Here is a 20,591-nt window from a genome sequence, read left to right on the forward strand (position 1 = left end):
GCGCTCTCAGGTCCGGAGTGTCCTGTTTTCGAGAACTCTAATCTTGGATCTTGGAGAAGTCGGCGACCGTGCGGGTGGCCGCGCGAATCTCGTTCAACAGCTTGAGACGATTTGCGCGCACGGCCTTGTCGTCATCGTTGACCTTCACCTTGTCGAAGAACGCATCGACGGCAGGCCGAAGCTTCGCCATCGCCGCCATCGCCGCAGCGAAGTCTTCCCGCGCGACGGCGTCCGCAGCATCGCCCTTGGCGCTGGCGATCGCGGATGCCAGGGCCTTCTCTTCGTCGAGCTTCAGCAGCGCCCCATCAACCGTACCGGCATAGGCCGTGTTGTCCTTCTTCTCCTCGATGCGCAGGATGTTTGCCGCACGCTTGAAGCCGGCGAGCAGATTCTTGCCATCGTCAGTGTCGAGGAACTTGCCCAGCGCCTCGACACGGCGCACGACCATCAAGAGATCATCCTGGCCTTCGAGCGCGAACACGGCGTCAACAAGATCATGCCGTGCGCCCTGTTCGCGCAGTTGCACCTTCAGCCGGTCGGCGAAGAACGCCAGCAGATCAGGCGTGATCGTGTGGCTATCGGCTTTCCGCGAAAGTCCGTTGAGTCCTGACGTTGCCAGTGCGGACAACCGCAGCCGCAGACCGTTCTCGACAATCAATCGGATCACGCCCAGCGCCGCACGCCGCAATGCATAGGGGTCCTTGCTGCCGGTCGGCTTCTCATCGATCGCCCAGAAGCCCGCCAGCGTATCGATCTTGTCGGCGAGCGCGACCGCAATCGCCACTGGGTCGGTCGGCACGCGATCATTTGGACCCTGCGGCTTGTAGTGATCCTCGATCGCGGTGGCGACGGAGGCATCTTCGCCCTGCGCCAACGCGTAGTACTTGCCCATCAGGCCCTGCACTTCGGGGAACTCACCGACCACTTCCGTCAGCAGGTCCGCCTTCGCAAGCTTTGCCGCACGCCGCACCTTCGCCGCGTCCGCGCCGACCATAGGCGCGATCTCGGCGGCCAGTCGCTCGATGCGGGCGATGCGCTCGGCCTGGGTGCCGAGCTTCTCGTGGAACACGATCTGCGCGAATTTCGGCAGCCGCTCGTCCAGCTTCGTTTTCAGATCGGTCTCATAGAAGAATTTGGCATCGCTCAAGCGCGCGCGGATCACGCGCTCGTTGCCGCCGATGATGGTCGCACCGCCATCGGCCGCCTCGATGTTGGCGACGAGGATGAACTTGTTGGCGAGCTTGCCGGTCTTCGGATCGCGGACGACGAAGCACTTCTGGTTGTTGCGGATGGTGGCGCGGATCACCTCCCCCGGAATCGACAGGAAGCTCGCGTCGAACGAGCCCATCAGCACCACTGGCCACTCGACCAGGCCCGCGACCTCATCGAGCAGCGCCTGATCCTCAACCAGCTCGAAGCCCTGCGCGAACGCGAGCGACTTCGCGTCATTGAGGATGATGTCCTTGCGCCGCTGCGGATCGAGCACCACCTTGGCGGCTTCGAGCTTGGTCACGTAGTCGTCGAAACGACGCACACGGAAGGCGTCCGGGGCCATGAATCGATGGCCGCGGGTGGTCTGACCGGTCTCGATGCCGTCGATCGTGAAGCTGACGACATCCGGGTCCTCGGTCTCCGGCCCGAAGGTGGCGACAATCGAATGCAGCGGCCGCACCCAGGTCAGCGAGCCGGGCTTTACCGAGCGCGCGCCCCACCGCATCGCCTTCGGCCACGGGAACGTGCGAATGATCACGGGCAGGACTTCGGCGATCACGTCGAGCGCCGGACGGCCCGGCTTCTCGATCAGCGCCACATAGAATTCGCCCTTCTTCGGGTCCTTCTCGATCTTCGCTTCGCTCAGCGAGGACAAGCCCGCGCCTTTCAGGAAGCCCTGGATCGCAGCGTCCGGCGCGCCGACGCGCGGGCCCTTGCGCTCCTCTTTCAGATCGGGCTGGCGCACGGGGATGCCGTGCACGGTGAGCGCCAGCCGGCGCGGCGTCACGAACGCTTTCGCACCCTCGTAGACGAGCCCTTCGGCCACGAGCTTCTCGGTGACGAGACGGCGCAGATCGTCCGCCGCCTTCGCCTGCATGCGCGCCGGGATTTCCTCGGAAAACAGTTCGAGCAGCAGATCAGGCATCGTGGCTACTCCGCCCGTCCGGCTTCGGTATGGACCCAGGCCTCGCCGCAGGCCTTTGCCAGCTCACGCACGCGCAGGATGTAGCTCTGACGCTCGGTCACCGAGATCACGCCGCGCGCATCGAGCAGGTTGAAGACATGGCTCGCCTTGATGCACTGGTCATAGGCCGGCAACGCCAGCAGGTGCTGCTTGCCATTACCGCTGTCGCGCCAGCCGGCTTCGAGATATCGCTTGCAGGCAGTCTCGGCCATCTTGAACTGCTCGAACAGCATCGTGGTGTCGGCGGCCTCGAAATTGTGCCGCGAATATTCCTGTTCGGCCTGCAGGAAGACGTCGCCATATGTCACCTTCTCGGCGCCTTCGCGGCCGTTGAAGTTCAAGTCGTAGACGCGGTCGACGCCCTGCACATACATGGCGAGCCGCTCCAGGCCGTAGGTGAGCTCGCCTGCCACCGGCGCGCATTCGACGCCCGCGACCTGCTGGAAGTAGGTGAACTGCGAAACCTCCATGCCGTCGCACCAGCATTCCCAGCCGAGGCCCCAGGCGCCCAGCGTCGGGCTCTCCCAGTCGTCCTCGACGAAACGGATGTCATGCAGCTTGGAATCGATACCGATCGCGGCCAGCGAGCCGAGATACAGCTCCTGCAGGTTCGGCGGCGACGGCTTCAGGATCACCTGGAACTGGTAATAATGCTGCAGCCGGTTCGGGTTCTCGCCGTAGCGGCCATCCTTCGGCCGGCGCGAGGGCTGCACATAGGCGGCGTTCCACGGCTTCGGGCCGAGGGCACGCAGCGTCGTCGCCGGATGGAAGGTGCCGGCGCCCATCTCCATGTCGTAGGGCTGCAGGATGACGCAACCCTGATCGGCCCAGAACCGCTGCAAGGCGAGAATGAAGCCCTGGAACGATTTGTCCGGGCGCATGTGAAGCGGCAGAGAGTCCATGGATTTTGCGCGGTTACCGGGTGAGTTTGAGCGCGCGGAAACTATCGGCCCCCCCTTGGGGGGTCAAGGCAAGTGCAGCCCATCGCTCACGAAATCGGCCTGTGAAACTGGGCTTACGAAATCCGGCTTGCGAAATCGGCGATCCTGGCGCCGGATCGGCGCAAGCATTGCGAGATGGAGCCATCGCCATGGGCACGGCTACGGGTAAAGCATCGGCCATCCTCGGCACGGCGCTGTTTCTCGTCGCGGCGCCCGGCGTGGTTGCGGGCGTCATCCCGTTCTGGCTGTCCGGCTGGGAGCAACAGCCGGCGCTGCTCGGCCTGCCGCCCACCCGCCTCGGCCTGCTGTTGATCGTTGCGGGGATCGCCGTGCTGCTCGACTCGTTCGCCCGCTTCGCGCTGCAGGGGATCGGCACACCGGCGCCGATCGCCCCGACCAAGCACCTCGTCGTCACCGGGCTCTATCGCTACGTGCGCAATCCGATGTATCTCGCCGTTGGCGCGACGATCGTCGGCCAGGCGCTTTACCTCGGCAATGTCACGCTGCTGATCTACGGTGCTTGCTTCGCGCTCGCCGTCCACCTGTTCGTGCGCGGCTATGAAGAGCCGACCTTGCACAGGACGTTCGGCGCGGACTACGAGCGCTTCTGCGCGCATGTGAACCGCTGGTGGCCGCGGTTGCATCCCTGGCACGACGGCGAGCCATCCAGCGAGCGGTGACATCGCCCGCGACGGATTTTGGTTTCCGGACCTACTCCGGCCGGTAAGCCCCTGTGGCGGGATCGCGACGGAGGGTGGGAATACGCTCGGCGCGCATCGTCTCAGCCATGCGGCCGAAACGCGCCTCCTCCAGTTCGTGATTGATTCGGCGGACTTCCTTGACCACCCAGCGCGCCAGCGCTGCGCCTCCAATCAGTCCCACTCCCCACGCAATCAGCGGCGGCATCGTCGCATCCTCATCGCTCCGGCTTCATGCCGGTCTCTCCACCATGTCAGGGTGCGGCTCAAATGTGGCGAAACTGCTCCCGTTTCCTGCGACCGAACGTCTTGGAACTGCGTAAAACAAGGACTTCCCTGCCTTCGAAGCGGCGTGCACCCACATTTTCGTGATCCCTTCGCAGGCGCGCCTGCTCCATTCACAACAGATCTCAGAAACCGAAGCGCGCCCAGATCGCCCGCGCCTCCAGCGCCGACATCAGCTCCTCCGGTGCCGTCGAGGCCGCGTCGCCAAGCCCCGCGAGCGTCATGCCGGCGCCACGCCGGCCGAGCAGACCCGACAACAGCCCGCGTGGCTGAGCGACCACCGGCATCTTCACCTTGTCGCCGAACCGCGCCCGCAGCACGCTGCGCAAATCGCCGATCGCGTCGCTCAAGCCCAGGTCGATCGATCGCTGGCCGGTCCAGTAGGCACCCGAGAACAGCTCGTCCTCGTCGCCGCGCAGTTTGGCGCCCCGGCAGCGCTTGACGAGATCGATAAACATCGTGTGGATCTCGTACTGCAACGATTTCAGCCGCGCCACATCGTCAGGATTCTCGGGCAGAAACGGATCGAGCATCGCCTTGTTCTTGCCCGAGGTATAAAGCCTGCGCTCGATGCCGATCTTCTCGATCAGCCCCTGAAAGCCGAACGAGCCGCCGACCACGCCGATCGAACCGACGATCGAAGACGGATCGCAAAAAATCTCGTCGCCTGCGCAGGCGATCATGTAGCCGCCCGACGCCGCGACATCCTCCACGAACATGAACACCGGCAGCTTCTTCTCCGACGCGAGCTGGCGGATGCGCTGGTGAATCTGGTGCGACTGCACCGGCGAGCCGCCCGGCGAGTTGATAATGATCGCCACCGCCTTGGCGCCGCGCATGCCGAACGCCCGATCGAGAATCCGGGCCACGCCCGCCAGCGACATCCCCGGTCGCAGCGGCGTGACGGCGCCGATCACACCGGACAGCCGGACCACCGGCACGACCGGTGCATCGCCGCGCAGACGCGGCGGCAACAACCGCCTCAGCCCCTGGACCGTGGCGGCAAAGCCGCGCGTTTCGCTCGTCGGTTCGCTGACGCTCATCGTTGAAATCCGGGTGTCAACATCGTGGTAACCATTTCTTGACTATCTGGAACGGACTTTGCATTCCATCATTCTGAGATGCAACGGCGATCCCGAACCTGGTGCTGCGATGAAAGCCTATCTTCTGATGCTGCTGATCGGCGTGCTCCTGGCCACCATCCATTTCACCACCCCGGCGGATGGCCGGCAGAAGCCTGCACAACAGTAAGGCAATCTGACAGCAGGCCTGCCCCACCGACAGGCCGCGATCTGCCGTCAGCGTTTTGACAGCTGCACGACGGCTTCACCGCGCGAGATCGCCTGTGCCTGCGGCGTGGCCGCCCCGGCCGCATCAGCGAGCAAAAGCTCCGGCAGGATCGTCAGCGGCGCCCGCGATCCTTTCGTCGCAACGACCAGCACACGAATGGCCGCCATCTCCGGTTTCGGATGCACCGGCAGGACAGCAACGCTGCCGAAGCCGCGGCTCAATGCCGCGAGGATCGCCGCAAGCCCGTCCGCCCGCCAGATCAGCGTCAACCTGCCGCCGGGCTTGAGGATCCGCAACGCCGCGCGGCTCCACGTCTCGATCGTGAACGCCGCCGCGTGATGGGCGCTCCGGCGCTGGACGTCCGGCGACGGCTGATGCCGGTCCGCATCATTGAAAGGCGGGTTCATCAGCACATGATCGACACTGTCCGGAGCAAGACCAGCCGCGACGAACGCGTCGGCCTTTGCCTCCACGTCGAGCACCAGCACACGGGCTGTGAGACCGTTGCGTGCCACGTTTTCGCGCGCGAGCGTAGCCAGCCGCTCGTCCATCTCGACCAGCGTGAGATCGATCGCGCCCGTTCGCCGCGCCAACGCCAGCGCGGCGGCACCGACGCCGGCGCCGAACTCGACCACCCGCTCGCCGCCTTGCACGTCGGCGGCGGCCGCAAGCAGCATCGCATCATGGCCGGCGCGATGACCCTTGCGCGGCTGCAACAGCCGCAGCCGGCCGCCAAGAAAGGCATCGTCGGTCAGATCGTCGCGGGCCTCGTTCATTCCGGCCGCAATTCGTGGCCGAGGCCGGCATCGGCGATCACGCGCCGGGCCGCCGCGACATCGCCGTCCTCGACCATGATCCGGCGCGGCAGAATGCCGAGCGATCCTTCGATCACGCTCATGTTCTGATCGAGCACCAAATAGTGAATGCCCGCGCCGTCGAGCAATGCGCTCACCGCCGACACCAGCACAGGATCGTTGACCCGGATCAATTCACGCAAATTCTAACTCCCCTGGCTATTCGGTTATTGTTTCGAACCTGCCCGGATAATAAAGAGCCTTCCGCTGCACAGATATCGCGTTCCGGAACGGCGTTCCAGCGGCGTCCAAAAGGCGAGAAAGGCTTTCCGCCTTGCCGCATGGCTCCGCAATTTCTATGCTTGCGCAACTGAATGCACGGAGACCCTGCGTGGCCGTAATCGTTCCTTTTGAGAGTCCCGCCAATGCAACCATCGACCAGCTCGTCGCTCTGGTTGCCGGCGATATGGAGCGCGTGAACGCGACCATTCTGTCGCGCACCGGCTCCGAGGTGACGATGATCCCCGAGGTCGCCAACCACCTGATCTCCTCCGGCGGCAAGCGGCTGCGGCCGATGCTGACGCTGGCGATGGCTCATCTCGCCGGCTACACGGGCGACGGCCACATCAAGCTCGCCGCCTCGGTCGAGTTCATGCACACAGCAACGCTGCTGCACGACGACGTCGTGGACGAGAGCGAAATGCGGCGCGGCAAGCTCTCGGCACGGATGCTGTGGGGCAATGAAGCGAGCGTGCTGGTCGGCGACTTCCTGCTCGGCCAGGCGTTCCGCATGATGGTCGAGGTCGGCTCGCTGCGCGCGCTCGACATTCTCTCGGCAGCAGCCGCCACCATCGCCGAGGGCGAGGTGATGCAGCTTGCCGCGGCAAAGAACACCGCCACCACCGAGGACGAATATCTCGCGGTGATCCGCGGCAAGACCGCGGAGCTGTTCGCAGCCGCCTGCGAGGTCGGTCCGGTGCTCGCCAACCGGCCCAAGGCCGAGCAGGCCGCTTGTCGCTCCGTCGGCATGAATCTCGGCATCGCCTTCCAGCTCGTCGACGACGCGCTCGACTACGGCGGCAAGGCCGCCAAGCTCGGCAAGAACATCGGCGACGATTTCCGCGAGGGCAAGATCACGCTGCCGGTGGTGCTGGCGTTCCGCCGCGGCAACGACGCCGAGCGCACATTCTGGATCAAGACGCTGGAGAAGGGCGAGATCGGCGATAACGATCTCGACCACGCGCTCGGGCTGATGACCAAGCACCGCTCGCTGGACGATACGATCACCCGCGCGCACCATTACGGCGCGATGGCGGTCGATGCGCTGGCGCTGTTTCCGCCCTCGCCGATGAAGTCGGCGCTGGAGGAAGTGGTCGCATTCTGCCTTGCGCGCTCGCACTGATCGCCTCTCCCGATAACAGATGCACGTTCGCAATCTCGCGGCGCGTTGCGCCCGAGGTTTGGGGCACCGAGCTCCGGTTTACCCGGCTCCCGGCATGGCAACGTTCCGCCCCCGATGACGAGGGCGCGCGGAACGCCGGACGCGCAAGCGCGCCCGCAGCCTCGCGTGCAATGAAAACAAGCACACGAGTTAGNCACCACGGTCACGCCGGATGCGTCCGGCGTTCCGCACGCGATGGTTTTACGGCTTGCTTCGCATGACCCCCGGTGTCCGGTGCTGGCACCACCGTCAGTCGAAGGCGCGGGCCGCCGCGCCAGGATCATGCGACTTGGGCCGTCCTCCGACGCGGCGTGGTCGTCACCGCCTGCCGCCGCCTGTGGACCTGCCACAGTCGGCAACCGGCGGATCGAACACCGCGCGGGGCCACCGCATCCCGCCCCGCGGCCGTGACGATCGCGAACGCCCCTCGCACCGGGGCGGGATAGCTAGGAATATAGAGCTATTAGGAATATTGTCAAGAGGCGCCGCGCCAGTGAAATCCCTCCCTTCCCCGGCGCCTCTTCGTCCCTCCCCCCGTGCGGGGAGGGTGAAGGAAGCGCATTGTTGAATGACGGCCGCATGCCCCATCCGCGCAGGGGTTATGGATTCCGGGTTCGATGCTTCGCATCGCCCCGGAATGACGGCTGAGGGTGTGGATGTACTCGCGCCACGGAATGATGGCGGAGGGTGGATGCGTCCCGGCGCATCCAACCTGTCGTGCAACTTGTCATCCCCGCACAGGCAGGGCGAGAGCTGGGCTTACCCCACCTTCACCACCACCTTGCCGAGCGCCTCGCGCGCGGCGAGGCTTGCGATCGCGTCACCGCCCTTCTCCAGCAGGTAGGCTTTCGAGACCAGCGGCTTGATCTTGCCCTGCTGATAGAGCGCGATGATCGCTTGCGTGTTCTCGCGGCTCTTCTGTGGATGCTCCTTCTTGAAGCCGCCGGAATAGACGCCGACGATCTGACAGGTCTTCAACAGCGGCAGGTTGAGCGCGATCTTCGGGATGCCCGCCGGAAAGCCGACCACCAGAAAACGCCCGCCCCAGGCCATCGAGCGCAGCGCCGCCTCGGCGTAGTCGCCGCCGACCGGGTCGTAGACGACGTCGAAGCCCTTCTCACCCGCAACCGACTTGAACAGATCGGCGAGCGCCTTTTGTCCGGCACGATCGAACGGGCCGCGCGGATAGACGATACCCTCGTCGGCGCCGGCCTTCTTTGCCGCATCCACCTTCTCCTGCGAGGAGGCGGCCGCGATCACATACGCGCCGAACGCCTTGCCGAGTTCGACCGCAGCGATGCCAACGCCGCCGGCCGCGCCGAGCACCAACAGCCGCTCGCCGGGCTTGATGTCGGCGCGATCCTTCAGCGCCATGTATGACGTGTTGTACATGGAGGAGAATGCGGACGCGTCTTCGAACGACATCCCTTCCGGGATCGGCGACAGCCGGTCCGCCGGCGTCGCGATCTTCTCGGCCATGCCGCCATGGCCGATCGAGCCGAACACACGATCGCCGGCCTTGAACGCGGTGACGCCCGCACCGACCTGCTCGACCACGCCGGCGATCTCGCCGCCCGGTGCAAACGGACGCGGCGGCTTCGTCTGATAAAGGTCCTGGATCGTCAGCACGTCGGGATAGTTCACGCCGCAGGCCTTGATCGCCACCAGCACCTCGTTCGCGGCAGGAACGGGATCGGGAACCGTCTCAAACACCAGTGTTTCCGGTCCGCCGGGATTGTGGCTGCGCAAGGCCTTCATCGAACTCTCCTCCTGCGATGTGACTGCGTTCATGATTGGGCGCGCAAGGTGGGACAGCGCGCGCATCGACACAAGCGACGCGCGAGCGATGAACCCATTCCGCCGGCGCAAGCCTGACGGCGCCTTCGCGCGGCGCATTACCTTGCTGCAGCTGCCAAGCAATGGAATGATGCCGCAAAACCAGGCGGGAGAAACGCGATGGCGGGATGGACCTACAGCAAGGGCCTGCACGATCTCGGCAACGGCTGCTTCGCCTATCTGCAGCCGGACGGAAGCTGGGGCTGGAGCAACGCGGGGCTGATCTCCGACAGCGGCCAGACGCTGCTGGTCGATACCCTCTATGACCTGAAGCTGACCCGCGCGATGCTCGACACCATGCGCGCCTCGGTCCCGGCGGCCGCCACCATCGGCACCCTCGTCAACACCCATTCCAACGCAGATCACACCTTCGGCAACCAGCTTGTCGCAGGCGCACAGATCATCGCCTCGCAGAAGTGCTACGACGAGATGAAGGACATCGACGTCGAGGCGCGGCGGCAGGAGCTGAAGAACTGGCAAGCACTCGGCGACGCAGGCCTGTTCCAGCACGAGAACCTCGCAGGCAACTTCGACTTCGAGGGCATCGTGCTGACGATGCCGACGCAGACGTTCGAGCGCGAACTCGACCTCAAGGTCGGCGACAAGGCGCTGAAGCTCGTGGAAGTCGGACCAGCGCACACGCGCGGCGATATCCTGGTTCACGTCCCGCAGGACAAGACCGTGTTCACCGGCGATATCGTCTTCTCCAACGGTCACCCGCCCGCCTGGGCCGGCCCGATCTCCAACTGGATCAAGGCGTGCGATCTGATCATGAGCTGGGACGTGGAGACCATCGTCCCCGGCCATGGGCCGATCGTCCAGAAGAGCGCGCTGCGCGATTTCAAAGCCTATTTCGAGTATCTGACGCGCGAAGCGCGCAAACGCTACGACGCCGGTCTGAGCGTCTCCGACGCGGCCTACGATATCGATCTGTCGCCGTTCGATGGCTGGCTCGATCCGGAGCGGATCATCGTCAACGTCAACACGCTCTACAAGGACTTCGGCGCGACGTCCGGGCTATCGCCCGTCGAACTGCGCGGCTGGATGGGCCGTTACCGCCGCGAGCGCCGCGAACAGGCTCATCCGCATGCCGGGCATGACCATGATCATTCATGACCACGGCCCTTCACGGTGGAACCTATACCGCCCTTGCACGACCGCGACGAACTCGCCACCCAATCGGGAACAGCATTCCGGCCACCTCCATTGGAAAGCCCCAATGCCGACCCCATATGAGGGCTCTGGCGCCGTTGCGGCGCAGGCCCATGACGTGCAGGAACCAGCTTGAGCGACGCCGCGACCAAAGCCGAACTCGACCGCTATTTCATCTGGATCGAACAGCAACTCCCCGACAGGCTCGCCCGCTTCCTGCGCTGGTTGCGCCAGCCGGCGGTGCTGCCGGTGCGCATCGTCGTCTCGCTGCTGCTGATCATCGGCGGCTTGCTCTCATTCCTGCCGGTCCTTGGCATCTGGATGCTGCCGCTTGGGCTGATGATCATCGCCGAGGATCTGCCATTCCTGCAGCCGCCACTGGTGCGCATCTTCCAGTGGATCGAGCGCAAGTGGCAAAGCCGCCGCGGCTGAGCCATTCCACCCCGCATCTTGCGCATCATCACGGCCGCACGGACGCGCGGTAGATCGCGACCAGGCCGAGCAGAAGCGCCGCCACGAACAGCCACGTCGGATTGTCGCAGAGCAGGCCCGCACTGCTGCACACGCGATCGGCCACCGCGGAGCGATGGACGTTATTTCCGGCCCAAGCCGCAAACGCCGCGACTGCGAAGACAACTCCTGCGAGAAAAGTCATCCCTGATCTCCATCGCCAGGACGATGCAGCGAGTGTGCAGGCCCCATGCAAAGGCTTCGTTCGCATCATTCCTCGAATTGTCGGAAGTCACCGTGCAGGTGCGGCAAGCGATTCAAAAGACGGTAGAAATCGATACCGCCGGGCGTCAAGCGGCGCTTGATCGCGCCTCCGCAACCGCCTCACGGGTCCGATCGATCTCCTGCGCGCGTGCGGCAGAATTGCAACGAGTCCCGTAACTTGCACGGCCTGATTGAATATTTTTGCTTTCGCGAATCAATATTTTGATTCAGCGTCGCCTCCGCACACAAATGGAGGCTCGCCCGTGAATGTTATCGTCTTTGCGTCGCGCAAAGGCGGCTCTGGGAAAAGCACCCTCGCCGCTCATCTTGCTGCACATGCGCACAAAACTCTGAAGTCCTGTTTGCTTGTGGACGCGGACCCGCAAGGCTCACTGAGCCTCTGGCAGCGGTTACGCGGCACCGGCGAACCGCCGATCAAGACCGCTGTGCGCTCGGTCGGCGAGATCGTCGCAGCCGCAAAGCGCGACGGCTACGAATGGGTGTTCATCGACACGCCGCCGACCATCGCCGCCGTCGTTGACGACGCGATCCGCCACGCGACGCTGGTGGTGATCCCGGCGCGGCCTGGCGTGTTCGATATCGACGCCGTGGTGGAAACCATTTCGACCTGCCGCTCGGCGCGCAAGCCTTACGCGGTGGTGATGAACGGCGCGCCTGCACGCCGCGATGACGTCGAGAGTCCGCTGGTGACGATCGCCCGCGAAAGCCTCGCCAAGATGCGCGCCCCGGTCTGGGGCGGCCAGGTCACCAACCGCGCCAATTACGTGCTCGCACTCAGCCATGGCGAAGGCGCCCGCGAGTACGATCCGGACAGCCGCGCCGCCAGCGAGATCGGCCGGCTCTGGGCCGCAATCGAACGGTCCGTGAAGGCCATTCGCGGTACCGCTTCGGCCAATGGCGCCATGCACAGGCAGGCGGCCTGACATCGGCTTGGGGCCCAAGTTGGGGGCAACTTGAGGTCTACAAAGCGGCCCGTCGGAGCGATCCGGCGGGCCGCTCTCGTATATCTGGCTCGTATGTCTGGCCAATTAGATTGTTCTCACGCTGCGGCTGGGTCGCTCTCGCGCTCGGCCGCATGGCTGCCGGAAGCCGCCGTCCTCCGCGCCAGGGGCGATCCTTGATCACCACCGCCCTGACCACATCTCCTCGCTCCTGATCGGCGCGCGGCCCGGTTAAAGCTGGCCGTTGTCCTGCAGATGCTTCACGCACACCGGCCGCAGCTTGGCCCGGTTCTGCTTCAGGCAATCAAGAATGGCCATATCGCCATCATTGATGACTTTACGGCAGACGCGGCTCGCGTCGCGGCCGCAGGCGCTTTCATCCTTGGCCCGATCGCGCGCGAAAGCTTGGTTGGACGGACCGCCAGCGCTCACGGCCAGCGCGGAAATGAACGACAAAGCGAGCAATATGCGAGCAAAAGTCATCGTCTTTCCTCAAAAATGCGCTATCGAAGCGGTTCCGGGCCCTTGGGCGCGGCGTTAGCCATGGTTTATTTCCGGGCCGAACTGTGACATACGTCACTCGCTTCTCAGCCGACAAACCGTTAAAACCCGGCGCTTTCGGGGCAGCCGGCTGTCCAATCCATCAACTCAGTCAGACCAGCAACGTTTCATGAAGGCCGCGCGCGAACTCAGATCAGGCAAGGGACACAAGGACGAAAACTTTCCCGTCGCCTCCTTTGTCATCGAAGCCCGCCACCGCGGGCTGATCCTGGCGTTCTACGAGTTCGTCCGGATCGCCGACGACATCGCCGACCATGCCTCGCTGACGCCTGCGGAAAAGCTCGCCCAGCTCGACCGGCTGGAAGCCGAGCTGAAGGGCACGGGCGAAGGGCAGGCCGAGGCCGTGCGGCTGCGTCATGCGCTGGCCGAGCGCGGGATGTCGTCGCAGCATCCGTGCGACGTGCTGACCGCATTCCGCATGGACGTGACCAAACTGCGCTACAAGGATTGGGACGAGCTGATCCATTACTGCAATTACTCGGCGATGCCGGTCGGCCGCTTCGTGCTCGACGTGCATGGCGAAAGCAAAGCCACCTGGGTCGCCTCCGACGCGCTGTGCGCGGCGCTGCAGATCAACAACCACCTGCAGGACTGCGGCAAGGACTATCGCGCCCTCAACCGCGTCTATCTTCCGCAGGATGTGATGGATGCCGCCGGCGTCAGCGTCGAAGCGATTGGAGAAGACCAGGCCTCCCCCGCGCTGCGCAAATGCCTACACGATCTCGCGCTCGGCGCCGAACGGCTGCTGCACGACAGCCTCGTGCTGGCGCCGCAGGTCCAGAACACCCGCCTGGCGCTCGAGATCGGCGTGATCCAAACCTACGCCCAGAAGATCGTCGATATGCTCAAGGTGCGCGATCCGCTCCGCGAGCGCGTGCATCTGAACAAGTGGGAGCTGCTCGGCGCCAGCGTGACCAGCCTGGCGGGCGGACTTTTGCGCCGCGCCGGGCGCGCTGCCACGCCGGGTCAGACCTCGCGAGCCGCCTGAACGCCATGACCGCCCTGCACGACACCGATCAGGCTCAGAGCCAGGCCGAGGCCCATCAGGCCTCCGCCTCGCCGTCGTCGTTCTATGCGGCGATGCGCATCCTGCCCGCGGCGCAACGCGACGCCATGTTCCTGATCTACAGCTTCTGCCGCCAGGTTGACGACGTCGCCGACTCCGACCGGCCGCACGAGCAGCGCCAGCGCGAGCTCGCGCAGTGGCGCAAGGACATCGAAGCCGTCTACGCCGGCCAGCCGCCTGCGCACCTCGCCGACTACCCGAAGACGATCAAGCAGTTCGACCTGCAGCGCGAGGACTTCCTCGCCGTCATCGACGGTATGGAGATGGACGCGAAGGAAGACATCCGCGCGCCGGACTTCGCCACCCTCGACCTCTACTGCGACCGCGTCGCCAGCGCCGTCGGCCGCCTGTCCGTCAACGTGTTCGGTATGCCCCGCACCGACGGCGTGGCGCTTGCCTATCACCTCGGCCGGGCGCTGCAGCTGACCAATATCCTGCGCGACATCGACGAGGATGCGGGGATCGGCCGCCTCTACCTGCCGCGCGAGGCGCTGTACCACGTCGGCATCACCTCGTTCGATCCGGCCGTCGTGACGGCAAGCCCATCGATTCCGAAGGTCTGCGAGTCGCTCGTGATCCGCGCCCGCGAACATTACAAGCAGGCGCATGCGATCATGGACCGCAATCCGCGCCGCACCGTGAAGGCGCCACGCATCATGGGCAAGTATTACGGGAGCATTCTCGACCTGCTCGTTGCCCGCGGATTCGCTTCGCCTCGCGAACCGGTCCGCGTCAACAAGCTCACCCGCATCGCCATTCTGTTACGTTACGCATTTATCTGATGAAACCCACAGTCCACATCATCGGCGCCGGCGTGTCCGGCCTCGCAGCCGCCGTTCGGCTTTCCAACGCCGGCTTCGGCGTGCATGTGCATGAGGCAACGCCGCAAGCCGGCGGCCGTTGCCGCTCATTCTATGACGCGGCCACCGATCTCGTGATCGATAACGGCAATCACCTGGTGCTGTCGGGCAACCAGAGCGTCCTCAACTACGCCCGTTCGATCGGCGCCGAGGGCGGCCTCGAAGGTCCCGAGCACGCCCAGTTCGCCTTCATGGACTTGAAGAGCAACAAGCGCTGGCTGTTGCAGATGAACGATGGCCGCATTCCGCTCTGGATCTTCCAGGACGGCAAGCGCGTGCCCGACACCACGCCGGGCGACTACATGGCGATGGCGCCGCTGCTGTGGGCCGGCAACAACGATCTCGTCGGCGACAAGATCAAGTGCGAAGGCCCGCTTTACGAACGGCTGGTGCAGCCGCTTCTGCTCGCGGCCCTCAATATCGATCCGCCGCTCGGCTCCGCCGGGCTTGCCGCTGCCATCATGCGCGGCACGCTGCTGGCAGGCGGCCAGGCCTGCCGGCCGCTGATCGCCCGCGAGGGCTTGAGCAACGTGCTGGTGGAGCCCGCGGTGAAGCAGCTGCGCGAGCGCGGCGCCACCGTGCAGTTCGATAACGAGCTGCACCGCATTACACTCAACGGCGATCGCGTCACCGCGCTCTCCTTCGGCAACGAAACGGTCACGCTCGGCGCGAACGACAAGGTTGTGCTCGCGGTGCCCGCACGGCAGGCGACGACGCTGCTGCCGAGCCTGAGCGCACCGACGCAGTTCGTCTCGATCCTGAACGGCCACTTCCGCTGCGATCCGCCAAAGGACACGCCGCCGATCCTCGGCGTCGTCAACGGTCTGGTGGAATGGGTGTTCCCGTTCAAGCAGCGGCTGTCGATCACCATCAGCGCCGCCGACCGGCTGATGAACGCGCCGCGCGAACAGCTCGCCCAGGACATCTGGGACGACCTGAAGAAGACCACTGGCGTCACCGGCGACCTGCCACGCTGGCAGATCGTGCGGGAACGCCGCGCGACGTTCGCCGCGACTCCGGAGCAGAATGCGCTGCGCCCCGGCACCGCCACAGAATGGCGCAACCTCGTACTCGCCGGCGACTGGACGGACACCGGGCTGCCCTCGACCATCGAGGGTTCGATCCAGTCCGGCGACAAGGCCGCCGAGCACATCATCAACGCGTGATCCTGACACGCGGGACAGCTTGCGAACCGCAATCACCAGGACCACGAAGTGACGTAACAAGACGAGAGGCTGATACAAGCGACGATGGACACGCTCACGCAAACCACCCCTGATCGTGCCGCGCTGCAGGCGAGCATTGCCAGCGCGACACGCGCACTGCATGCGCATCAGCAGAGCGACGGGCACTGGGTGTTCGAGCTCGAAGCCGACGCGACCATTCCGGCGGAGTATGTGCTGTTCCGTCACTACCTTGCCGAACCGGTGGACGCCGAACTGGAGCGCAAGATCGCCAACTATCTGATGCGCATCCAGGGCGCGCATGGCGGCTGGCCGCTATTCCAGGACGGCGCCTTCGACATGAGCGCCAGCGTCAAGGCTTACTTCGCACTGAAGATGATCGGCCACGACATCGATGCGCCGCACATGAAGCGCGCGCGCGAGGCCATTCTCGCCAATGGCGGCGCCATCAAGTCGAACGTGTTCACCCGCTTCCTGCTGACCTTCTTCGGCCAGCTCACCTGGAAGAGCGTCCCGGTGCTGCCGATCGAGATCATGCTGCTGCCGCGCTGGTTTCCGTTCCACCTCACCAAGGTCTCGTACTGGGCCCGTACGACGATGGTGCCGCTGATGGTGCTGGCGGCGCTGAAGCCACTCGCGCGCAATCCGAAAGGCGTGCGGATCGACGAATTGTTCCACGAAGACCCGAAGACGATCGGCACGCCCGCCCGCGCGCCGCACCAGAGCAAAGCCTGGTTCGCGCTGTTCAACGGCATCGACGCCGTGCTGCGGGTGGTCGAGCCGTACTTCCCGAAGACGATCCGCCAGCGCGCCATCGACCGCGCGCTCGCGTTCATCGCCGAGCGCCTGAACGGCGAAGACGGCATGGGCGCAATCTTTCCGCCGATGGTCAACGCGGTGATGATGTATGACGCGCTCGGTCACGACGAGACTTATCCGCCGCGCGCGACGACGCGCCGTGGCATCGACAAGCTCTTGGTGTTCAACGGCGACGAAGCTTATTGCCAGCCCTGCGTCTCGCCGGTGTGGGACACCGCGCTGACCTGTCATGCTCTGATGGAGGCCGGCGACGAAGAGTCGGTGCGCAAGGCGCAGCGCGGCCTCGACTGGCTGAAGCCGCGGCAGGTGCTCGACGTGAAGGGCGACTGGGCGGAGAAGCGTCCGGACGTGCGGCCCGGCGGCTGGGCGTTCCAATATGCCAACGCGCATTATCCCGATCTCGACGACACCGCGGTCGTGGTGATGGCGATGGATCGCGCGCGCCGCGCCGACGGCTACAAGGGCTTCGACGGCTCGATCGATCGCGCGGTGGAGTGGATCGAGGGCCTGCAGAGCAAGGACGGTGGCTTCGCCGCGTTCGACGCCGACAACCTCGAACACTACCTCAACAATATCCCGTTCTCCGACCACGCCGCGCTGCTCGATCCGCCGACCGAGGACGTCACCGCGCGCTGCGTCTCGATGCTGGCCCAACTCGGCAAGACGGTGGAGACCAGCCCGGCCATGGCACGGGCGGTCGCGTATCTGCGCAAGACCCAGCTCGCCGAGGGCTCCTGGTTCGGCCGCTGGGGCCTGAACTACATTTATGGAACCTGGTCGGTGCTGTGCGCGCTGAACGCGGCCGGCGTCAGCCACAAGGACCCGGCCATCGTCAAGGCCGCCAGCTGGCTGAAGCAGATCCAGAACCCCGATGGCGGCTGGGGCGAGGATGGCGAGAGCTACAAGCTCGACTACAAGGGCTACGAGCCGGCCCCCTCCACCGCCTCGCAGACGGCATGGTGCTTGCTGGCGCTGATGGCAGCAGGCCAGGCGGACGACCCCGCCGTCGCCAAGGGGGTTGCGTATCTGATGAAAACCCAGAATAACGCCGGGGAATGGGATGAGGCGCGCTACACCGCGACCGGGTTCCCGCGGGTGTTCTATCTGCGCTACCACGGCTATCGTAAGTTCTTCCCGCTATGGGCGTTGGCGCGCTACCGAAACCTGCAAAGCACCAACAGTCGTACGGTCGGAGTGGGAATGTGATGACGGGGGCTGAGACCGCGGGGGAACGCTCCCTGCTGGTGGTGACCGGACTGCCGCGCGAGGCGCGTATCGCCGCCGGCCCCGGCATGGCGGTCATCTGCGCCGCGAGCAATCCAGAGCAGTTGCGCCTGCAACTCGGCCGTCTCGATCCCGCACGCGTGCGCGGCATCGTCTCGTTCGGTGTTGCCGGCGGCCTCGATCCGGCGCTGCGCTCAGGCGACGTGGTGGTCGCGACCGAAATCGCCATTGCCGCCGAAGGAAAAGCCACCGCGCGCTGGGCTACCGCCTCGATGCTGAGCGAGACACTGGTCGCGCAGTTCGATCTCGGCGGCCGCAAGATCACGCAGGGCATCATCGCCGGTGCCGAGGATGTCGTGCTTCACCCGCACGACAAGGCGGCCCTGCGCGACAGCACCGGCGCCACCGCGGTCGATATGGAGAGCCATATCGCGGCCGCCTATGCGGCTGCGATCGGCCTGCCGTTCGCCGCTCTGCGCGTGATCAGCGATCCCGCTTCGCGCGCGTTGCCAGAGCTCGCATTGAATGCACTGAAGCCGAATGGCGACGTCGATACGTGGAAGGTCTTGCGCGGCATCGCGCGCAAGCCTTCGGTCCTTCCGCAGCTGATGCGAACCGCCCGGGATTTCAACCAGGCGATCGCGAGCTTACGCCGCTGTCGAAGCCTTCTTCTGGAGAGCGGCAGCGGCCTCGTCCCGGCGAATCTCTGACAGCTTCTTCTGCACCTGCTCAGAGAAGATGTACTGAGCCGGGCGCTGCTTCGACATGTCGATTTCCGGCGCCATCGGCCCTTCGGTCTTGATGCCGAACATCGCCACCTTGAGCGCCTTGAGCGGATTGGCGAACGCCGCATTGGCTGCCGACGGCTCGTAGCCGCAGTGGGCCATACAGTCAGCGCACTTCTCGTACTTGCCGGTGCCGTAGGAATCCCAGTCGGTGGTCTCCATCAGCTCCTTGAAGGTCTTGGCGTAGCCTTCGCCGAGCAGGTAGCACGGCTTCTGCCAGCCGAAGATGTTGCGGGCCGGCATGCCCCACGGCGTGCACTCGAACTCCTGGTTGCCGGCGAGGAAGTCCAGGAACACGCCGGAGTGCATGAAGTTCCACTTCTTGCCCTTGCCGAGCGCGAACACGTCTCGGAACAGCTTCTTGGTCTTCTGGCGATTGAGGAAGTGCTCCTGATCCGGCGCGCGCTCATAGGCGTAGCCCGGCGACATCGACACGCCGACGCCGAGTTCCTGCGTAAAGTCGAGGAACTTGGCGATCTCCTCGGCCGGATGATTGTCGAAGATGGTCGCGTTGACGTTGACGGCAAAGCCCTTGGCCTTCGCCGCCTTGATCGCCGACACGGCGCGATCGAACACGCCAGTCTGACAGACCGACTTGTCGTGATGGTCCTTCAGGCCGTCCAGGTGAACGGAGAAGAACAGGTATGGCGACGGCTCGAACAGGTGCAGCTTCTTCTCGAGCAGCAGCGCGTTGGTGCAGAGCGAGACGAACTTCTTGCGCTCCACCAAGCCGCGCACGATTTCGCCGATCTCCTTGTGGATCAGCGGCTCGCCACCGGGAATGGCAACCATCGGTGCGCCGCACTCGTCGGCCGCATCCCAGCACTCCTGCGCCGTCATCCGGCGGTTCAGGATCGCATCGGGATAATCGATCTTGCCGCAGCCCGCGCAAGCGAGGTTACAGCGGAACAAGGGCTCAAGCATCAGCACCAGCGGATAGCGCTTGTTGCCCCGCAGCTTCTGCTTGAGCATGTAGCCGCCGATCTTGATCTCTTTGAAAAACGGTATGGCCATTACTGCATATCTTTCCGGACGTCCGTTGAACGGGCGAACCTAACTGTTTGTGAGCACGACCGGTAATCATGCTCGCGTGAGTTCGACGGGCTGCCGAAACTCAACATGTTCTTGCTGGCCCGGCATGACCGCGACGTCTACCGGACCAATTCGTTTCAAAACCTCGATCACTTCTCGACGAGAACCTCAGACGCGGATGCGCCCTTGGCAACCCCGCAACGTTAGCGCCTTCAACCCCACTTGGGTTCAATTCGCTGCCAAGCTGCGGTGAGATCACTCGTGACACCGACCTCTGAACCTCTTCGCGAAGCCGGCCGGTCTGGAACAGCGGCGTTCCAAGACCAAGAAGACGTCCACGAGCGGCGGAGGTTTCTTACCGCAGACTGGCGATTTTGTGTCGCATAGCAGATATCCGTCGGTTCCGGGCCTAGAATGTTGGTAAATTTGCGCTGCAAAGCTGCAATGATTTCAAGGTGTCATCCATAGGCCACGCCTCTCTCCCTGAGGGTCCTCGCTCACGCGCGGCGGCATCATCCCGCGATAGGCCTTTCCCTCAGGAATACAGCACCTGGTTGCACATAGAAGATCATATCAATTTATAGTTGCAATGGCTTGGTCTGAGGGGTCGATCACGAACCGCGACGTTATGAACCCGGCAAGCGTCTGGAAGTCACATGCCGCCCACGATAGACAGCGGCTGCCCCGGCAGCGAACGTCGGCCGCCTCTGATGCCCCCAACCGCAATTCGGTCACAATTTGCGGCCGAGTACCTCATAAAAACCGGCGTCG

20 protein-coding genes are annotated in these 20,591 nt (G+C 64.6%); 10 read left to right on the plus strand and 10 right to left on the minus strand.

The window, feature by feature from the left end:
- Positions 1-37 precede the first annotated feature (37 nt).
- Positions 38-2,137: a glycine--tRNA ligase subunit beta gene (glyS, locus tag X566_RS02425; protein ID WP_034463163.1), complete on the minus strand. Its 2,100-nt coding sequence runs from the start codon at positions 2,135-2,137 to the stop codon at positions 38-40.
- Positions 2,138-2,142: 5 nt separating this feature from the next.
- Complete coding sequence (locus tag X566_RS02430) at positions 2,143-3,078, minus strand: glycine--tRNA ligase subunit alpha (RefSeq protein WP_034463165.1); 936 nt, start codon at positions 3,076-3,078, stop codon at positions 2,143-2,145.
- Positions 3,079-3,266: 188 nt separating this feature from the next.
- On the opposite strand from X566_RS02430, the gene X566_RS02435 reads away from it, so the two are divergent.
- Positions 3,267-3,797, plus strand: a complete 531-nt coding sequence (locus X566_RS02435; RefSeq protein ID WP_034463167.1) for an isoprenylcysteine carboxylmethyltransferase family protein — start codon at positions 3,267-3,269, stop codon at positions 3,795-3,797.
- A 31-nt stretch (positions 3,798-3,828) separates the two neighbouring features.
- On the opposite strand, the gene X566_RS02440 is transcribed toward X566_RS02435, so the two are convergent.
- The 4 genes from X566_RS02440 to X566_RS02455 all read right to left on the minus strand — a co-directional run bounded on the left by X566_RS02440 (position 3,829) and on the right by X566_RS02455 (position 6,387).
- Positions 3,829-4,023: a hypothetical protein gene (locus tag X566_RS02440; RefSeq protein WP_034463172.1), complete on the minus strand. Its 195-nt coding sequence runs from the start codon at positions 4,021-4,023 to the stop codon at positions 3,829-3,831.
- Positions 4,024-4,225: 202 nt separating this feature from the next.
- Positions 4,226-5,143 (minus strand): S49 family peptidase, encoded by a 918-nt coding sequence (locus X566_RS02445; RefSeq protein ID WP_034463174.1) that lies wholly within the window; start codon positions 5,141-5,143, stop codon positions 4,226-4,228.
- Between the two features lie 255 nt (positions 5,144-5,398).
- Positions 5,399-6,166, minus strand: a complete 768-nt coding sequence (locus X566_RS02450; protein ID WP_034463176.1) for a tRNA1(Val) (adenine(37)-N6)-methyltransferase — start codon at positions 6,164-6,166, stop codon at positions 5,399-5,401.
- Entirely contained in the window at positions 6,163-6,387 is a 225-nt protein-coding gene (locus tag X566_RS02455; protein ID WP_034463178.1) for a DUF2007 domain-containing protein, read from the minus strand. Before X566_RS02455 ends, X566_RS02450 begins: the two co-directional genes overlap by 4 nt.
- A gap of 188 nt (positions 6,388-6,575) precedes the next feature.
- Here X566_RS02455 and X566_RS02460 point away from each other — a divergent pair, with 188 nt between their 5' ends.
- A complete protein-coding gene (locus X566_RS02460) occupies positions 6,576-7,586 on the plus strand; it encodes a polyprenyl synthetase family protein (RefSeq protein ID WP_034467636.1) in 1,011 nt (336 codons plus the stop codon).
- Between the two features lie 798 nt (positions 7,587-8,384).
- Here the strand turns inward: X566_RS02460 and X566_RS02465 are convergent.
- A complete protein-coding gene (locus tag X566_RS02465; RefSeq protein ID WP_034467637.1) occupies positions 8,385-9,383 on the minus strand; it encodes an NADPH:quinone oxidoreductase family protein in 999 nt (332 codons plus the stop codon).
- A gap of 198 nt (positions 9,384-9,581) precedes the next feature.
- Between X566_RS02465 and X566_RS02470 the strand changes: the two genes are divergently transcribed.
- Both X566_RS02470 and X566_RS02475 read left to right on the plus strand, forming a co-directional pair.
- Entirely contained in the window at positions 9,582-10,577 is a 996-nt protein-coding gene (locus X566_RS02470) for an MBL fold metallo-hydrolase (protein WP_034463180.1), read from the plus strand.
- Between the two features lie 168 nt (positions 10,578-10,745).
- Positions 10,746-11,045, plus strand: a complete 300-nt coding sequence (locus X566_RS02475; RefSeq protein WP_034463182.1) for a hypothetical protein — start codon at positions 10,746-10,748, stop codon at positions 11,043-11,045.
- A 28-nt stretch (positions 11,046-11,073) separates the two neighbouring features.
- On the opposite strand, the gene X566_RS02480 is transcribed toward X566_RS02475, so the two are convergent.
- The gene (locus X566_RS02480) at positions 11,074-11,268 is read right to left on the minus strand and encodes a hypothetical protein (RefSeq protein WP_034463183.1); all 195 of its coding nucleotides are present in this window, start codon (positions 11,266-11,268) and stop codon (positions 11,074-11,076) included.
- Positions 11,269-11,590: 322 nt separating this feature from the next.
- On the opposite strand from X566_RS02480, the gene X566_RS02485 reads away from it, so the two are divergent.
- Positions 11,591-12,271, plus strand: a complete 681-nt coding sequence (locus X566_RS02485) for a ParA family protein (RefSeq protein ID WP_034463184.1) — start codon at positions 11,591-11,593, stop codon at positions 12,269-12,271.
- 249 nt (positions 12,272-12,520) lie between these two features.
- Here X566_RS02485 and X566_RS02490 read toward each other — a convergent pair whose 3' ends face one another.
- Entirely contained in the window at positions 12,521-12,772 is a 252-nt protein-coding gene (locus X566_RS02490; RefSeq protein ID WP_244434653.1) for a hypothetical protein, read from the minus strand.
- A 187-nt stretch (positions 12,773-12,959) separates the two neighbouring features.
- Here X566_RS02490 and hpnC point away from each other — a divergent pair, with 187 nt between their 5' ends.
- The 5 genes from hpnC (at position 12,960) to X566_RS02515 (ending at position 18,713) form a co-directional block, all read left to right on the plus strand.
- Positions 12,960-13,838: a squalene synthase HpnC gene (hpnC, locus tag X566_RS02495; RefSeq protein WP_034463185.1), complete on the plus strand. Its 879-nt coding sequence runs from the start codon at positions 12,960-12,962 to the stop codon at positions 13,836-13,838.
- A gap of 5 nt (positions 13,839-13,843) precedes the next feature.
- Positions 13,844-14,698: a presqualene diphosphate synthase HpnD gene (hpnD, locus tag X566_RS02500; RefSeq protein ID WP_034463186.1), complete on the plus strand. Its 855-nt coding sequence runs from the start codon at positions 13,844-13,846 to the stop codon at positions 14,696-14,698.
- Positions 14,698-15,942 (plus strand): hydroxysqualene dehydroxylase HpnE, encoded by a 1,245-nt coding sequence (gene hpnE / locus X566_RS02505; RefSeq protein ID WP_034463187.1) that lies wholly within the window; start codon positions 14,698-14,700, stop codon positions 15,940-15,942. Before hpnD ends, hpnE begins: the two co-directional genes overlap by 1 nt.
- Before the next feature lie 84 nt (positions 15,943-16,026).
- Positions 16,027-17,985: a squalene--hopene cyclase gene (shc, locus tag X566_RS02510; RefSeq protein WP_034463188.1), complete on the plus strand. Its 1,959-nt coding sequence runs from the start codon at positions 16,027-16,029 to the stop codon at positions 17,983-17,985.
- The gene (locus X566_RS02515; protein ID WP_034463189.1) at positions 17,985-18,713 is read left to right on the plus strand and encodes a phosphorylase; all 729 of its coding nucleotides are present in this window, start codon (positions 17,985-17,987) and stop codon (positions 18,711-18,713) included. The genes shc and X566_RS02515 overlap by 1 nt, the downstream gene beginning before the upstream one ends.
- Here X566_RS02515 and hpnH read toward each other — a convergent pair.
- Positions 18,651-19,802 (minus strand): adenosyl-hopene transferase HpnH, encoded by a 1,152-nt coding sequence (gene hpnH / locus X566_RS02520; protein ID WP_034463190.1) that lies wholly within the window; start codon positions 19,800-19,802, stop codon positions 18,651-18,653. The two genes, X566_RS02515 and hpnH, sit on opposite strands and share 63 nt — an antisense overlap.
- Positions 19,803-20,591 lie beyond the last annotated feature (789 nt).

Origin of the sequence: Afipia sp. P52-10, from assembly GCF_000516555.1 — a bacterium.
In the GTDB taxonomy this organism is placed as follows: Bacteria; Pseudomonadota; Alphaproteobacteria; order Rhizobiales; family Xanthobacteraceae; genus P52-10.

Excerpts from the sequence above, each read along its gene's own strand:
- glyS (WP_034463163.1), bottom strand. The coding sequence starts at position 2,137 with ATGCCTGATCTGCTGCTCGAACTGTTTTCCGAGGAAATCCCGGCGCGC.
- X566_RS02430 (WP_034463165.1), bottom strand. The coding sequence starts at position 3,078 with ATGGACTCTCTGCCGCTTCACATGCGCCCGGACAAATCGTTCCAGGGC.
- X566_RS02435 (WP_034463167.1), top strand. The coding sequence starts at position 3,267 with ATGGGCACGGCTACGGGTAAAGCATCGGCCATCCTCGGCACGGCGCTG.
- X566_RS02440 (WP_034463172.1), bottom strand. The coding sequence starts at position 4,023 with ATGCCGCCGCTGATTGCGTGGGGAGTGGGACTGATTGGAGGCGCAGCG.
- X566_RS02445 (WP_034463174.1), bottom strand. The coding sequence starts at position 5,143 with ATGAGCGTCAGCGAACCGACGAGCGAAACGCGCGGCTTTGCCGCCACG.
- X566_RS02450 (WP_034463176.1), bottom strand. The coding sequence starts at position 6,166 with ATGAACGAGGCCCGCGACGATCTGACCGACGATGCCTTTCTTGGCGGC.
- X566_RS02465 (WP_034467637.1), bottom strand. The coding sequence starts at position 9,383 with ATGAAGGCCTTGCGCAGCCACAATCCCGGCGGACCGGAAACACTGGTG.
- X566_RS02470 (WP_034463180.1), top strand. The coding sequence starts at position 9,582 with ATGGCGGGATGGACCTACAGCAAGGGCCTGCACGATCTCGGCAACGGC.
- X566_RS02480 (WP_034463183.1), bottom strand. The coding sequence starts at position 11,268 with ATGACTTTTCTCGCAGGAGTTGTCTTCGCAGTCGCGGCGTTTGCGGCT.
- X566_RS02490 (WP_244434653.1), bottom strand. The coding sequence starts at position 12,772 with ATGACTTTTGCTCGCATATTGCTCGCTTTGTCGTTCATTTCCGCGCTG.
- hpnC (WP_034463185.1), top strand. The coding sequence starts at position 12,960 with ATGAAGGCCGCGCGCGAACTCAGATCAGGCAAGGGACACAAGGACGAA.
- hpnD (WP_034463186.1), top strand. The coding sequence starts at position 13,844 with ATGACCGCCCTGCACGACACCGATCAGGCTCAGAGCCAGGCCGAGGCC.
- hpnE (WP_034463187.1), top strand. The coding sequence starts at position 14,698 with ATGAAACCCACAGTCCACATCATCGGCGCCGGCGTGTCCGGCCTCGCA.
- shc (WP_034463188.1), top strand. The coding sequence starts at position 16,027 with ATGGACACGCTCACGCAAACCACCCCTGATCGTGCCGCGCTGCAGGCG.
- X566_RS02515 (WP_034463189.1), top strand. The coding sequence starts at position 17,985 with ATGACGGGGGCTGAGACCGCGGGGGAACGCTCCCTGCTGGTGGTGACC.
- hpnH (WP_034463190.1), bottom strand. The coding sequence starts at position 19,802 with ATGGCCATACCGTTTTTCAAAGAGATCAAGATCGGCGGCTACATGCTC.